The sequence below is a fragment of the Aquilutibacter rugosus genome (assembly GCF_036541335.1).
GTDB lineage: Bacteria > Pseudomonadota > Gammaproteobacteria > Xanthomonadales > Xanthomonadaceae > Aquilutibacter > Aquilutibacter rugosus.
In genome coordinates this window covers 322,727-337,092 of the sequence record NZ_JAZHBO010000001.1, presented here as the reverse complement: position 1 = coordinate 337,092, position 14,366 = coordinate 322,727, and the positions used below count along the sequence as shown (strand labels likewise).

General features: G+C 61.5%; 13 protein-coding genes. 6 read left to right on the top strand and 7 right to left on the bottom strand.

Annotated features, from left to right (window positions below):
* The first annotated feature begins 87 nt into the window (after positions 1 to 87).
* From tsaD to V3390_RS01600, 5 genes are read left to right on the top strand one after another with little or no spacing between them, the layout of a single operon-like run.
* Positions 88 to 1,146 carry a tRNA (adenosine(37)-N6)-threonylcarbamoyltransferase complex transferase subunit TsaD gene (gene tsaD / locus V3390_RS01620; RefSeq protein WP_331703083.1) on the top strand — a complete coding sequence of 353 codons (1,059 nt, stop codon included), beginning with the start codon at positions 88 to 90 and terminating at the stop codon, positions 1,144 to 1,146.
* Complete coding sequence (locus V3390_RS01615; RefSeq protein ID WP_331703082.1) at positions 1,143 to 1,937, top strand: SDR family oxidoreductase; 795 nt, start codon at positions 1,143 to 1,145, stop codon at positions 1,935 to 1,937. The genes tsaD and V3390_RS01615 overlap by 4 nt, the downstream gene beginning before the upstream one ends.
* Positions 1,934 to 2,329 (top strand): dihydroneopterin aldolase, encoded by a 396-nt coding sequence (locus V3390_RS01610; protein ID WP_331703081.1) that lies wholly within the window; start codon positions 1,934 to 1,936, stop codon positions 2,327 to 2,329. Before V3390_RS01615 ends, V3390_RS01610 begins: the two co-directional genes overlap by 4 nt.
* Positions 2,326 to 3,516, top strand: coding sequence for a class I SAM-dependent methyltransferase (locus tag V3390_RS01605; RefSeq protein ID WP_331689715.1), 1,191 nt, complete (start codon positions 2,326 to 2,328; stop codon positions 3,514 to 3,516). The genes V3390_RS01610 and V3390_RS01605 overlap by 4 nt, the downstream gene beginning before the upstream one ends.
* Positions 3,513 to 3,917, top strand: coding sequence for a VanZ family protein (locus V3390_RS01600; RefSeq protein WP_331703080.1), 405 nt, complete (start codon positions 3,513 to 3,515; stop codon positions 3,915 to 3,917). Before V3390_RS01605 ends, V3390_RS01600 begins: the two co-directional genes overlap by 4 nt.
* On the opposite strand, the gene V3390_RS01595 is transcribed toward V3390_RS01600, so the two are convergent.
* The 6 genes from V3390_RS01595 to V3390_RS01570 form a co-directional block, all read right to left on the bottom strand.
* Positions 3,854 to 5,140, bottom strand: a complete 1,287-nt coding sequence (locus V3390_RS01595; RefSeq protein ID WP_331703079.1) for a multifunctional CCA addition/repair protein — start codon at positions 5,138 to 5,140, stop codon at positions 3,854 to 3,856. The two genes, V3390_RS01600 and V3390_RS01595, sit on opposite strands and share 64 nt — an antisense overlap.
* Complete coding sequence (locus V3390_RS01590) at positions 5,140 to 7,170, bottom strand: lytic transglycosylase domain-containing protein (RefSeq protein ID WP_331703078.1); 2,031 nt, start codon at positions 7,168 to 7,170, stop codon at positions 5,140 to 5,142. The genes V3390_RS01595 and V3390_RS01590 overlap by 1 nt, the downstream gene beginning before the upstream one ends.
* A 52-nt stretch (positions 7,171 to 7,222) precedes the next feature.
* On the bottom strand, positions 7,223 to 7,990 hold the full coding sequence (locus V3390_RS01585; protein WP_331703077.1) for an endonuclease/exonuclease/phosphatase family protein: 768 nt from the start codon (positions 7,988 to 7,990) through the stop codon (positions 7,223 to 7,225).
* Positions 7,991 to 8,021: 31 nt separating this feature from the next.
* Positions 8,022 to 8,783 (bottom strand): thiol:disulfide interchange protein DsbA/DsbL, encoded by a 762-nt coding sequence (locus V3390_RS01580; protein ID WP_331703076.1) that lies wholly within the window; start codon positions 8,781 to 8,783, stop codon positions 8,022 to 8,024.
* A 55-nt stretch (positions 8,784 to 8,838) separates the two neighbouring features.
* Positions 8,839 to 9,531, bottom strand: a complete 693-nt coding sequence (locus V3390_RS01575) for a thiol:disulfide interchange protein DsbA/DsbL (protein ID WP_331703075.1) — start codon at positions 9,529 to 9,531, stop codon at positions 8,839 to 8,841.
* Between the two features lie 117 nt (positions 9,532 to 9,648).
* On the bottom strand, positions 9,649 to 10,539 hold the full coding sequence (locus V3390_RS01570) for a c-type cytochrome (RefSeq protein ID WP_331703074.1): 891 nt from the start codon (positions 10,537 to 10,539) through the stop codon (positions 9,649 to 9,651).
* Between the two features lie 195 nt (positions 10,540 to 10,734).
* Between V3390_RS01570 and yihA the strand changes: the two genes are divergently transcribed.
* Positions 10,735 to 11,340: a ribosome biogenesis GTP-binding protein YihA/YsxC gene (yihA, locus tag V3390_RS01565; RefSeq protein WP_331703072.1), complete on the top strand. Its 606-nt coding sequence runs from the start codon at positions 10,735 to 10,737 to the stop codon at positions 11,338 to 11,340.
* A 109-nt stretch (positions 11,341 to 11,449) separates the two neighbouring features.
* On the opposite strand, the gene V3390_RS01560 is transcribed toward yihA, so the two are convergent.
* Complete coding sequence (locus V3390_RS01560; RefSeq protein ID WP_331703071.1) at positions 11,450 to 14,200, bottom strand: TonB-dependent receptor; 2,751 nt, start codon at positions 14,198 to 14,200, stop codon at positions 11,450 to 11,452.
* Positions 14,201 to 14,366: the final 166 nt, after the last annotated feature.

Below are 14,366 nucleotides of genomic sequence, written 5' to 3'. Positions count from 1 at the left end.
TCTCGGAAATAGGGTTAGGCACTAGTGCCAGTGAGCCGACTATTATACGGGGTTTAAATCCCGGTGTGCAAGCCCTACACTTAACTCATGCGAGTGCTAGGCATTGAAACCAGTTGTGATGAGACCGGAGTGGCTGTTTTCGACACCGAAAACGGGCTGCTGGCCCATCATTTGTTCAGCCAGATCGACTTGCACGCCCTGTATGGCGGGGTGGTCCCCGAGCTGGCCTCGCGCGACCATGTGCGCAAACTGGTCCCCCTGATCCGCGACACCCTGGCCGAATCCGGCCTGGAGCTGACCGATCTCGATGGAGTGGCCTACACGGCAGGCCCCGGGCTGGTCGGCGCCCTGCTGGTGGGCGCGGGTGTGGCCCGCAGCGTGGCCTGGAGCCTGGGCGTGCCGGCTGTGGGCGTCCACCATATGGAAGGCCACCTGCTGGCTCCCTTGCTCGAGCCCGAGGCGCAAGAACGGCTCAAACCGCCCTTCGTGGCGCTACTGGTCTCCGGTGGCCATACGCAGCTAATCCACGTGCGCGGCATCGGCGACTACGAACTGCTCGGCGACACCTTGGATGATGCGGCCGGCGAGGCCTTCGACAAGACCGCCAAACTGATGGGTTTACCGTATCCGGGTGGCCCCTTGCTGGCGCAATTAGCGCTCGAAGGCACGGCGGGCCGTTTTAAGTTCACCAGACCGATGACTGATCGTCCCGGCCTGCAATTCAGTTTCAGCGGCCTCAAGACGCAGGTGCTGATGGCATGGCAGCAATCCGATCAGACTGCGCAGACGCAACGCGATATCGCCCGCGGTTTTGAAGAAGCCGTGGTGGATACGCTGGCCATGAAATGCGAGCGCGCTTTGGATGCGGCCGACTGCGATACTTTGGTCGTTGCCGGCGGCGTCGGTGCGAACCGCAACTTGCGCGCACGTCTGCAGCAGCTGATGAGCGAGCGCGACGGTCAAGTGCATTTTCCGCGTCCGGCGTTCTGCACGGATAACGGTGCGATGATTGCCTATGCAGGCGCCCTGCGATTGCTGGCAGGGCAACGACAGGGGCCGGAGATTACCGTGCAACCGCGCTGGGACATGGCGAGCTTGCCGCCGCTTTCGAAACTGACTTCCGAGAACGCAGGATCCCTGACATGACCGGCATCGCCTCCACCGAACCGAGCGCCAAGGGTTGTGTGATCGTGACCGGTGGCGGTCGCCGCATCGGTCGTGCCGTGGTTGAACATTTAGCGGCCAACGGTTGGGATGTCATCGTGCATTTCCATCGCTCTGCCGCCGAGGCCGAGCAAGTGGCGCAAGCTGCACGCGGGTTGGGTGTGCGCGCGCAGGCTCTAGGTTGTGATTTATCCGATCTGCAGGCCACCGCCGCTTTTTTTGCGCAGTGCGTGCAGGCCATGGGTTCGATCCAGGCGGTCGTGAACAGCGCGGCGCTGTTCGAATTCGATCGCGGCGATCAGCCCGACTGGGCACTCTGGCAGCAACACCAGGACATCAATCTGCGCGCACCCGTGCAGCTGGCCTCGCTTCTGCATGCGCAGACGCCGGCCGCACGTCGTCGCTGCGTGGTCAATGTGATCGATCAGAAGGTGTACAACCTCAACCCCGATTATTTCTCGTACACCATTAGCAAAATTGCGCTCGAAGGCGTGACCCGCATGCTCGCACTGGAAATGGGTCCGCATACGCGCGTGTGCGCGGTGGCGCCCGGCATTACCTTGCACAGCGGTGATCAGACCGATGCCAATTTCGATCAGGCCCATCGCGTGACGCCATTGGGCCGCTCAAGCACCCCGTTGGACATTGCTCAGGCCGTGGCCTACCTGTTACAAGCCGAAGCCGTTACCGGCACCACGCTGGTTGTCGATGGCGGCCAGCATCTGTTCCCGCTCAAGCGGGACATTATGTTTGAGATAGAACCCAAACCATGAGCAACTCTACTGCTTGGCAACTCACCGGCGCGGCCATCGTGCTGGATCAGTACATCGTGATGGCCAATATCGGCATCTATCCGCGCGAGCTCGAAGCTCCGCAACGTCTGGCTCTTGATGTGCGTCTGGAGTTGGGCAACCACTGGTCGGCGCAGAACGATGACATCAGTACCGTGGTGGATTACGACTTTATTCGGCAGGAAATAGACGGACTGGTCGCATCGCGGCATTTCAATCTGCAGGAAACCCTAGTCGAAGCGATTGTCGGCGTCTGCATGGACCAGCCCGCGGTCACCGCCTGCACGGTTCGCAGCAGCAAACTGGATATCTATGAAAACTGTCGTGCCGTTGGCATCGAAGTCAGTGCCTGTCGCTCGGAGTCCAAGGCATGAGTGAGTCCTTGCCACAGCCTTCGCCCGAGGCACTCGAACACAGCGAACGTCTGCGCAGCGCCATTACAGACGAGGCGCGTGCCCAGCAAGGCATTCCGTTCTCGCGTTTTATGGAACTGGCGATGTATGCGCCCGGCCTTGGCTATTACTCTGCAGGTGCCAGCAAGTTCGGTGACGAAGGCGATTTCGTCACTGCGCCCGAACTGGGACCCGTGTTTGCCGCGTGCGTCGCCGAAGCCGTTGCGCCGGTGCTGCAGCAACTCGGCACCGATGCCAAGTTCCTCGAAGTCGGTGGCGGTACGGGTGCCTTCGCCAAGGTCGCATTGATGCGACTGCTGGAACTCGATGCGCTGCCTGACCGCTATTTCATCCTGGAGCCGTCGGCGCAACTGAAAGCGCGCCAGCGTGCGCTGCTGTTCGAGGCCCTGCCTTCGTATCTGTTCGATCTGGTCGAATGGCTCGACGGTCCGGTTCCCTACGATTGGCGCGGCGTCCTGTTTGCCAACGAGGTGATTGATGCCTTGCCGGTATCGCGCTTTGAGATCGGTGACGAACGCGAAGTGCTCGAAGGCTACGTCGTCGCCGACTCCGACGCTGCTGCCACGATGCAGCACGAATTCCGCGGTGCCGATGAATTTCTGGCACGTGCCGTCAATCACGTGCAGTCCACCTTGCACGAACCGATGCCGCAAGGTTTCCGCTCGGAGCTGCTGCCGCAACTGCCGTACTGGATTCAGGCCATTAGCGGCGGCATGAAGCAAGGTGCGATGCTGTTCGTGGATTACGGCTATTCGCGTGCCGAGTATTACCAGCATGATCGCGATCAGGGCACGGTGCGCGCCTTCTATCGCCATCGCACGCACAATGACTTGCTGAAATGGCCCGGACTGCAGGATCTGACGGCATCAGTTGATTTCACTGCATTGGCAGAAGCCGGCGTCGAAGCAGGTTTTGATATGGCGGGGTACTGCTCGCAAGCGAGCTTCCTGCTGGGCAACGGACTGCAAGGTGCCTTGGAGCGCATCGAACGCATTGATGACCCGGCGCTGCAGATGCGTCGCCGCAACGAGGTCAAGCGCCTGACGCTGCCTTCGGAAATGGGCGAGCGTTTTCAGGTCATGGGCTTTGAAAAGGATGTCAGTTTCGGCGCTGCATTCCTAGTCGGCGATTTGAGCTACCGTCTGTGAGTTTCCGTTCCGATCTGCGCTATCCGCGCTTGTGGTTCGCGGGCTGGATTCTGATCCTCGTCGCGATTGTCGTGGGCTCGATGATGCCCGCCGCCGATGTTCCGGTGCCGATGGCCTTCGGCATGGACAAAGTCGTGCATCTGCTCGGCTATGCCGTTGTGGCGCTGTATGCCGCCAATCTGTTTCGTGGCCGCACGATCCTCATCGTGGCGCTGATCCTGATTGGCGTCGGTGGCATCGTCGAAATCGCCCAAGGACTGCTGACCGCGACACGTAGCGCCGAACTGGCCGACTTTGCGGTGGATTCGGTTGGCGTGGTGGCGGGTGCGCTGATTGCTCAGCGTACGGCGCTGGGTTCGCTGCTCTCGCGCATCGAAGCCATGCGGTCGCGAATCGCCTGAATCCGCGCCTGTTCAATGGCCGTGCCAATTGCAGGGCCGCGCAGTTGCGGATCCACATCGGCCGCACGGATCGCTGCCGCGGCGGCAAACACTTCGCGCAGCCAATGGCCTTGCGGATAATCGCAGTCTTCCAGGCCTAGGCGTCCGCGCGCATCGGCCTCGCACGATTGTGCAAACAGCGAAACGCGTTCGGGCTTGCGGAATGCATCCATGCGCTGCAGCAGTTTGAGAATGGTGCTTGCCTTCATCTCGCCCAGGCGATGCATGTTGAGATGGTCCGCGCACACAATCGCCGCCATCTGCGCAAATTCCGCCGGCACCTTTAGACGCGCACACAGAACCTGCAAAGGTTCCAGACCCGCCTGCTCATGGCCGCGATGGCCCGGCAGGATGTGAGACGGTGTGAGCGCTTTGCCCAGATCATGGGTGAGACCGCAGAATCCGACCAGCTCATCGCCGGGAGCGATGCGCGCGCTTTGCGTCAGCACCATCTCGGTGTGGATGCCGGTATCCACTTCGGGATGATAGTCCGCACGTTGCGGCACGCCATATAAGGCATCGACCTCAGGCAGTAGTACCTGCAGCGCGTTGCAGGCGCGCAAGGCCCGTAAAAAATCAGCCGGCGAGCGCGAGCCCAATGCACGACGCAACTCGTTGAAGACGCGCTCGGGCACCAGATGTTCCAGTTCGCCGTCGGCCACCATGTCGCGCATCAACGCCAAGGTCTCCGGCGCGACGCTAAAACCCAGCGGTGCAAAACGTGCCATAAACCGCGCCGCCCTTAGGACGCGCAAGGGATCCTCGGCAAAGGCCGGGCTCACATGACGCAACACGCGCTGTTCGATATCGCGCGCGCCGCCGAACGGATCGGTCAGCTCGTCGGTTTCCACATCCTGCGCGATCGCATTGATGGTGAAGTCACGACGTTCGAGATCCTCGGGCAGGGTGATCTCAGGTGCGGCATAGGCAATAAAGCCGGTATAGCCGCGGCCTTGCTTGCGCTCGGTCCGTGCCAGGGCATATTCCTCGCCGCTGCGCGGATGCAAGAACACCGGGAAATCCGCACCCACTGCGCGAAAGCCGTGGGCCAGCATGGCCTCGGGCGTCGTGCCGGTTACAACGTAATCGCGATCGTGTACCGGCAAGCCGAGCAACGCATCGCGCACCGCACCGCCGACCAGATAGGCCTTGGCATCGGGTGGCAGCACGCGATCAGAACTCATTACTTTGCGGGGATGGAGGAGGTCGGGCAGGTAAACGCTTTACGGGTTGCGTTGAGATCGCCGTTCATGCGAGCAGTCACCGGAATCGCCGTGCCGTTAAAACGCCAATCGTACAGCGTCGCAAAGGACAGGATGCGCGCGACATATTCGCGGGTCTCCTTGAACGAGATGGTTTCGATCCACAAATCGGGATCCCAGCCGGGGCGTTGTGCCTTCCAGCGATTGAGATTACCGGGACCGGCGTTGTAGCCCGCGATGGCGTAATACGGTCGCTCGCCGTAGCGGTCCTTGAGCTGGCGCAGGTACGCGGTGCCGATGCGAATGTTGGCATCCGGATCAAGCAACGTCGCCTCGCCATTCCACGGTTCGCCAATGCTGCGTGCCACCGTCGCACCGGTTGCCGGGATGACCTGCATCAGGCCGATGGCATTGGCGCCCGAGCGGGCCTGCGGATTGAACACGCTCTCGGCGCGAATTTCCGCGGCTACCCACTCGGGATCAATGTTGCGGGCGCGGGCTGCATTGACGATGGTCGCTTCGTGATGCAGCGGGAAGCGCAGCCAGTACTGCGATTGTTCTTTCGGAGTGCGGTTGAGATCAAATACGGCGCGATCGAACCAGCCGTTGGTCTGTGCCATCTCGATCGCATGGATGCGGTCGGTATCCGCCAGGTTGCGCGTCGCGTCGGACCATTCGACCTGCGCCCAGCTCTGGCGACGAATGCCGTACAGCATCATGGCCCGCTGCAGTCCCGGCAGGCTGCCGATGCGCGTGCGGGCCGTCGCATCCGCCACGGTGGTGGTCGGGCACAGGTTGTAGGGCTGATTGAGCTTGTCGGCGGCCAGGTAGCCGTGGAACTCGGCCTTGGTGGCCGCACGGGCGTAGGCGGCACGGGCGCCGGCGCTGTCGCCGAGCAGCTCCTTCATGCGGCCTTCGAAATAGGTCCAGCGCGAATCGGAGCGCTGCGCGGCACCCATCTGCTCGATGGCGTGCAGCACTCCGCGCCAGTCGCGGCGTTGCATCGCCTCGCGCTGGCGTGCTTCGTGCAGGCGCTCATCGTAGGCCTGCGCGGGCACGGCCGCAAAGCGACGGGCTGCATCGGGCTGGTTCTCGGCAGCGGCCCACAGCGCCGCCTGATACAGCACGCGGCCACGCTGCAGATCGTCCATACCCAAGGCCGAAGCGACGGCCGGCAACTGCGAGTCCGCCACTGTCGGGTTGTTCTTGGCTAGGCGCGCCAAGCCGACCGAGGCCACCGTGGCACTCAGCGGCGTACGTGGCCAGCCGTTGGTCTTGGCGGCCGCCGGAGCGCTCAGGAAGTCGGCATATTGCAGTGCCAGCGACGCATCGCCGGCGGGCAGTCCGCGGGCGGTGTCGCGGATCACGCCGGCATTGCCCTCGAGCGCGGCCAGACGGATGCGCTCCCAGCGCATCGAATCGGTCAGGACGCCGGTGGTCGCCAGCGTCTGTAAGGGGGCCGTGCAGACTTGCGGTGGCGTGGTGCCCTTGAGCCAGCTCGACAGGGCCTGTTGCGACCAGGCTGCAGGCACCGAGCCCGAGCCCGGCAACGTTGCGGTCAAGCGATAGCAGCGCAGAGTCTCGGTGGTAATGCGTTCGTCCCACGCTGCGTTGAAGGCCGCCCAGTCAGCCCGTTTACCGGTCTCGGCCAACCAGCCCTCGCGGAACCGATCAGCGACGGGTTGGCCTTTATAGCGCTGCAGGAAGGCCGTAGCTTGTGCCGAAGTCACCGCCGACCACGAACGGGTCAGCGCGGCATATTCCATCCAGCCGGCTAGGGCATGGTGGCTCAGCTCTGCAGGGACGGCGCTGAGCGAGCCGCTTTCCAGACCATTCAAGGCTGCGGCGACCTGGGCCAGCTGCGCATCGCGCACGGCACCGACATTGGGTTGCGGCAGTTGCGGAGCCTGTGGCCCGAAGACGGTATTTGAAGCGTTTGATTGAGCACAGGCCGAGGCGCTGGCCAGACTTAGGCCAATGGCCAGATAGAGTGGGGCGGTTCGCATGTTCATGCCAACACTATAGCGGCCGACGACTGAATCGGCCGTCACCCGCGCTGCGAAGTTAAGGCTTACGCAGGGCCTTGCCCGGCACTTCGAGATCCAGCGCAATCGCCAGATGATCCGAATACGCGGCCGGCATCGCGCGCAGGTTATTGGCTCGCAGCGTGTCACTGATCAGGATGTGATCAATACCGCGTTGCGGCTTCCAGCTGGGGAAGGTGAGAACCGACTCACTCGGCGGTGCCAGATTGGTGCGATTGAACAGCTGGCTCATTTCCGGCCGATCAATGACGCAATTAAAGTCTCCCATCAGCACAGCGTGCTCGGCATCGCCCAGATGCTCGGCAATAAACGCCAGTTGCGAGGCCCGCGATTGCGCCCCAAGCGACAGATGGCACACGGCCACGGTCAGCGCTTCGGCACCGGTGCCGAACTTGGCGATTAGCAAGCCACGACCGGCAATTCGGCCGGGCAGAGGATGGATACGGATTTCCTGCGGGGCATGGCGGCTGAGCAGGCCGTTGGCACTGGAGGCCACACCGCCCACACTGCGGTTGGGCTGATGCGACCAATGCTCAAAGCCGCCGCGCTCGGCCAGGTAGTGCGTCTGATTGCGAAAGCCGGACCGCAGCGAGCCCGGATCGGACTCGTTGAGTCCGACGATGTCGTAATCCTGCAGCAGGCCCGCGATTTCATCGAGACGGGTTTGCTTGGAACCTAAGGGCAACACATGCGACCAGCTGCGCGCGACATAGTCGTGATAGCCGCGCGTGCTGGAGCCCGCCTGGATATTGGCGCTAAGGACCTTAAGGTGCTGGCTGTCCGTCATTGGAATCCGGGCTGCTGCGGGACGCCAAGGATCACTTGGCGGCGCGTTCCATGGCGATCAGGTGATCGGCAATGCGCAGGTTGTCCTCGAAGGTCTTGCCTTCGACGCGGTACTTGCCGTTGACGACAATCGTCGGCGTGCCATTGACGCCCGAAGCAATGAAGAACTGCTTGGCCTTGTTGATCTTGCCCGAGGTTGCAAAGCTGTTCATGGCAGCCAGGAAGTCAGCCGACTTGACACCGTATTGCTCGTAGAACGCGGCCACCTTCTGCTCGTTCGGGCCTTGGCCCTCAGACGGCAGCGTGCCGGTGACGTGGATGCCCTCGATCACGTCGTCATGCGAGCGCTTTTCCACACCCAGAGCCTGAGCGGCAAAGTAAGCCTTGGCATAGGGTTCCCACTCCGGGCCGAACACAGCCGGCACGTAGGTAAAGTTGACGTCGGCAGGCAGCTTGGCCTTCCAGCTATTGACCAGCGGTTGGAAGCGCGCACAGGCCGGGCAAATGTAACCGAAGGCTTCGGCGACTTCGATCTTGCCGTCGACCGGTTCGAACGGCGCTCCGTTGCTGATGACCTGATAGTCGGTGCCTGCAATCGGGGCCGGGCCGACCGGTGCGACGATCGGGTTGTTGTTCGGAACTTCGGCCTCTTCGGCGACAGGTGCCGCAGGTGCCGTAGTAGTGGCTGCAGTGTCAGCGGTGGTCGTGGGCGCGACGGGCGCCTCGGTCTTGTCGTTATTGCAGGCGGACAGCAGGCCGACCAGGCCGGCAAGAACTACAGCGCGAATGTTCATTCAAACTCCGAAAATCTGATTAATAAAGAAGGCAATCGCCCGATTCTAGCAATTATTACTTAAGCGTCCCGTTACGAACGGCGCGGATGAGTGCTGCCGTGTTGCGCAGCATCTCACCGGTGGTGCGGCCCAGCGGCATGTAACGGCCGTTGACGTAGAGCATCGGCGTGCCGTCCGTCTCTTGGCGAGTCAGCCATTGTTCGTCGGCCTCCAGCGCGCGCTCGACCTGCGGGCTGTTCCAGGCGGCCAGAAACTTAGCCGGCGCCACACCGTAACGGGCGTAAAAGGCGGCGAGTTCCTCGGGCTGTGCATTGTCATTGGGCAGAATCCGATCCTGGTGGACCGCCTTAAAGACGGCCGTGTGAGTGCGCTTATCAACACCCAGCGAACGGGCGACCTCGTACGCACGCGCATACGGCTGCCACTCGGTCCGGAACGGCGCCGGTATGTAACGAACCACCACGTCCGAAGGTAGATTGGCAGCGAAGGCCGTCATGGCCGGCTCAAACGCAGCGCAGTGCGAACACAGGTACGAGAAGGCCTCGGTCACCTCGATCTTGCCCTTGACGGCCTGGAACGGTGCGCCGCCCTCAATCACGATGTAGTTTTTGCCGACTTCCAGGCCATCGGCGGGAGTGCCGAGCCGCGACTGTGATTGGGTTTGCGCAGCCGCCGGTAGCGCCACGCTCAAGGTCAGTAGGGTCAGGGCGAGTGCCGTGATCACGCGTTGGATTGGGAACTGCTTCAAAACCAAAACTCCTGGGATTGCTGTCTAGCGATCAGTTAAAGGTCGCGCAATAAAAAGCGCCGATCGCCACATTGTGCAATCGGCGCGATGAACGGTGCAAGAAGCCCGATCAGGGGCTTACTTGGTAGCCGCCTCTGCTGCCGGAGCGGCGGCCGCAGTCGCTGCGGGCGCAGCAGCCGGGGCTTGCTTATCGAGCGCGGCTTGCTGAGCCTTGGCGGCTTCGATCTGTGCGGGCGTCAGCGCGACATCGGTATCGAGCGAGCGATCATGCAGACCCGACACATAAGCGGCGAGGCCGGCGATTTCTTCGTCGGTCAGGCTCTTGGTGATGTCGTTCATCATGGCGTACAGGTGCTTGTTCGGATCTTGCGTGACACCGGCGCGGTAGTACGCCAGACGTTGCTTGACGTAGTTGGCGTTCTGACCGCCGATATGCGGGAACGAAGGACCGGCATTGCCGCGACCGTCGGAACCGTGGCAGCCGAAGCAGCCGGCGATTTCGCGCTTGGCATCACCACGCCAGTACAGGTCCTGACCGACTTCGTACAGACGCTTGCCGGCGTTCGGGCCGGTCGAGATCAGCGTGGCATCGGCCACCAGGGCGCCGGCTTTTTGCTTGGCGAAGTGCGCGCCGATATCACGAGCATCTTGAGCAGTGAGAGCGTTGGCATATTGCAGCATTTCCGCTGCACGGCCATCGGTACGGAGACCCTTTTTAAAGAGTTCAATCTGATGCGCGACATAACGCTCCGGCATACCGGCCAGGCGCGGGTATTGCGGATCGGTCGGGTTGCCATCGAGACCGTGACAGGCGGCGCAAGCAGCGGCCTTGGTGGCACCGGCAGCCGGATCGCCCCAGGTGGCCGTTTCGGCGGCAGCGGTGGTCGTGGCGGCTGCTGCCGGCTTGGCGGCGGCGGTGCCCTCCGGGTTGTTCTGCGCAAAGCTAACAGCCGCGGCAATGGCTAGAGCGCCGATACCACTCAGGCCGAGAATACGAATGGGACTCATCAGTTTGAATTCCAATAACTAAAAACGGAAAAGGAAGGCCGCGCCGATGCTGAGCGGACCCTAACTGATGAATTATCGGCGGAACGCGGCGACCGGTCAACGAGTGATGATCAAAATTCAGCCGCAAAGCCGAATTCGGGCGGCGGCAGTAGGCGGAATTTCGCCAAATCGCGGGGATATGCGATGCTATGGACCATGTCCAATCCCCTCGAACGCGCCCAGTATCTGCTGGCGGCCCACAATCAGCGCCAGCTCCCTGCGGATGTCGGCTACGAGGTGGCCTTCGCCGGTCGCTCCAATGCGGGCAAATCCACCGCCCTGAATGCCATCTGCCGCCAGAATGCGTTGGCACGGGTCTCCAAGACGCCCGGCCGCACGCAGCAGCTGGTGTTTTTCGGCTTGCCGCCGCACACCGACCGTTTTCTGGTCGACTTGCCCGGCTACGGCTACGCCAAGGTCCCTAAAGATCTGCAGGCCCATTGGCAGGCCTTCATCCAGGACTATTTCAATACGCGGGAGGCGCTTAAGGGGCTGGTCGTGGTCATGGACATTCGGCACCCGCTCAAGGAATACGATCTGCAGATGCTCGGATACGCCGTCGAGAACGGGTTGCCGGCGCATGCGCTGCTGACCAAGGCCGACAAGCTGGGGCGCAATGCCGCCAACCAGACGCTGTTTGCCGTGCGCAAGGAGCTCAACGCGCTGTACGCCGACAGTGTGTCGGTGCAGGTGTTTTCCGGTGAATCCAAAGTCGGTGTCGATGAGGCCGTCGGCGTGATTCGCAGCTGGCTCGAGATTTAATCCGGCGACGCGCGGTACTTTAGCGCCGCTAACTGACGCTTCTCCGAACTACAGACAAAAAAAGACCCCGACCAGATGGCCGGGGTCTTTTGGTATTGCCTGGCTACGATTAGAACTTGTAGCTGAAGCCGGCGAGCGTGGTGCGGCCGTATTCGAAGTACTTCTCGGGACGGTTAGCCGAGTCGGTATCGTTGTAGGCGGCAAACGGTTCGTCACCGATGTTGCTGACTTGCAGGTACAAGGACAGGCCCTTCAGCGAACCGCTGTTGAAGCTGTAGTTGATCTGCGCATCCTGGACGACTTCGGGTGCGATGCTGATGGTTTGGTAATCCGCACCGAAGCCGCGGGTTTCGCCGCGGAAAGCCGAACGGGTACGACGGCTCCAACGGATGGAGAAACCGCCACGTTCATAGTAGGCCGTCAGATTCGAGACGTACTTGGACAGGCCTGACAGCGGTTCGCTGGTGCCCGGGCCGTTCGGTTGAATCGAGCTGCTGGTATCCGAGTAGGTACCGACCAGGCCGAAACCGTTCAGCGGCGACCACAGCAGATCCAGCGGCAGCGAAGCGGTCAGTTCGACACCGCGGATGGTGCCGCCTTCGCCATTGACCGGCTGATTGATCTTGCCGATGGTACCGGTCGGGGTCGGCGTGCCTTGCGGCAGAGTCGGCAGCGGCAGTCCGGCAAAGTCAAATGCGACGTCGCGGTTATAGATGTAGCTCAGCAGATCCTTGTAGAACCATGCGGCGCCAATGTAACCGCGGTTGCCGTTCTTGGTGCTGAAGTACTTTTCAACCGACAGATCGTAGGCGTTGGCCATCCACGGCTTGAGGGCGGTGTTGCCGCCACCGGCTTGCCAGTACGGACCGCTGATGGTCTGACCGGTGTTTGTATCGGTGAAGGTCGGGCAGGCGGTGACGCAAGCGTTGACATCCATACCGGCCTTCAGTTGGTCCATACGCGGACGGGCCATTTGACGGGCAGCGCCGAAGCGAGCATAGGTTTCCGGCATGAATTCCAGCGACAGATTCAACGCCGGCAGGGTTTCGCTGTATTTCACTTCTTCGCGGATCGGCGAACCGGCGGGGTTGCCGTCGTAGGTGCTGTACGCATCGGAACCTTGCGTGATGCGGACGTGCTGGACGCCGACGTTGCCGCGCAGCGGCATGCTGCCCAGATCGGTGTCAATGTCGGCCTTGACGTAGAAGGTGGTCAGCTTCTCGTCAACCGACCAGTTCTTGGCGGCGATGTCCTTGTCGTACTTGCGGACAAGGTTGTAGACGCCCGAATCCAGAATTTCATTGGCATCGTAAACGCCGAGTTGGCCGATACCGCCGAAGTTGAAGTCCTGGATCGTGCCCGGGAACGGAGCCGTCACGCCAAACATGCCGCCCGTGCAGTCAGTGATGCAGAGCTTGCTTTCGAGCGAGGTCTTTTCCTTGGTGCGGTCGGTCAGGTTGACACCGAAATCGATGCCCGTGAACGGACCCCAGTTCAGGGTGCGAATGGCATTGATGCGGATCGACTTGAGGTCATCGTTCACGCCGAAGTCTTTCAGGTAACCGTCCTGGCCCCAGCCGCCGGCATCCGTCAGCACCAGGTCCGTCGGGTTATTGAACTGCGCACCCAGCACATAGTTGTAGAACTTGCCGCTCGGATCCAGCTCCATGTTCATGGTGGTGGCGCCGCCATTGCTGCCCACGCCCACGTAGGTTTCCAGCACGCGGAACTTGCGCTTGACCTTGGACATGGACAGGTCGGTGTTCAAGGTCCATTCCGGCGTCAGCTTGAACTTGTTGTTGAAGCCGATCGAGTTCAGCTCATCTTCGATGGGGTTGCTGTCCATACGGATGACCGGGTGGACATTGGTCCAGCTGGCCTTGGTGATGGTGCCAGCGCTGTTGACGGTATAACCCGGTTGCAGAACGCCCGTACCCCAGATCGTGCCGAATTCCATACCGGTCTTGATTTCGGTCTTGTCGAACTTGGAGTAGAACCAGTCCAGCGTGCTTTCCCACACGTCGTTGGGCTTGAACTGCAGCGTGGCAGCAACGCCGTCGCGCTTGTGGTTGTTGTCGAACTTGTACAGCTTGCCGCCGCCCAGCACGGTGGTGTTGTTCGGACCGCCGGTGAAGCCCCAGACTTCGTTCTGGTAACCCGGTTGCGGGCTGTCCATGTGCGACAGGGCCACCATCACACCGAAGGTGTTGTTGGCGAACTGATCAATGTAGGTGGCGCTGATGCGGTTGCCGGATTCTTTCTGGCTGCGGATCTTGTTCTGATCGTAACGGGCGTTGAGGCTGACGACGCGTTCCTTGAACGACAGCGGACGCACGGTTTGCAGATCAACGGTACCCGACAGACCTTGGCCGACGAGGCTGGCATTCGGGGTCTTGTAGACCACGACCGAGCTCAGCAGTTCGGAGGGATATTGGTCAAACTCGACGCCGCGGTTGTCACCGGTACTGGCCTGTTCACGGCCATTGAGGGTGGTAGCGCCGAAGTCGCCGTTAAAGCCGCGGATGTTGACTTGGGCAGCACGGCCGCGCTCACGCTGAGCCGTCAGGCCCGGCAGACGGGCAATGGAGTCCGCAATGGAGGCGTCGGGCAGCTTGCCGATATCTTCGGCCGAGATCGCTTCGACGATGGACGTGTTGGTTTGCTTGGCGTCAATCGAGGCTTCGATGGCGCGGCGGATGCCGGTGACCTTGACCTTACCCACGTTGGTGGTATCGGCGGTCTTGGCCGTTTCCTTGTCCTTGGCGGTGTCGGTGCTGCTGTCCTGTGCGAACGCGGGGACAGCGACCATCATGGCGGCCGATGCCAGCGCCACGCTCAGGAGGTTACGCTTGAACTTCATGTGGAACTCCAAAAAAGATGAGCAGTGCAAAACGGGTTTCACTTCAGCAGAATTGCCGGTCGCCGCTAAACTGAACGCCGCCCTTCTGACTTGGCGAGAATGTTAGAACCTTGTAAAGGTGCACATATGAACCTGCAAACGTATTCATGTTTTATGCAATAGGGAT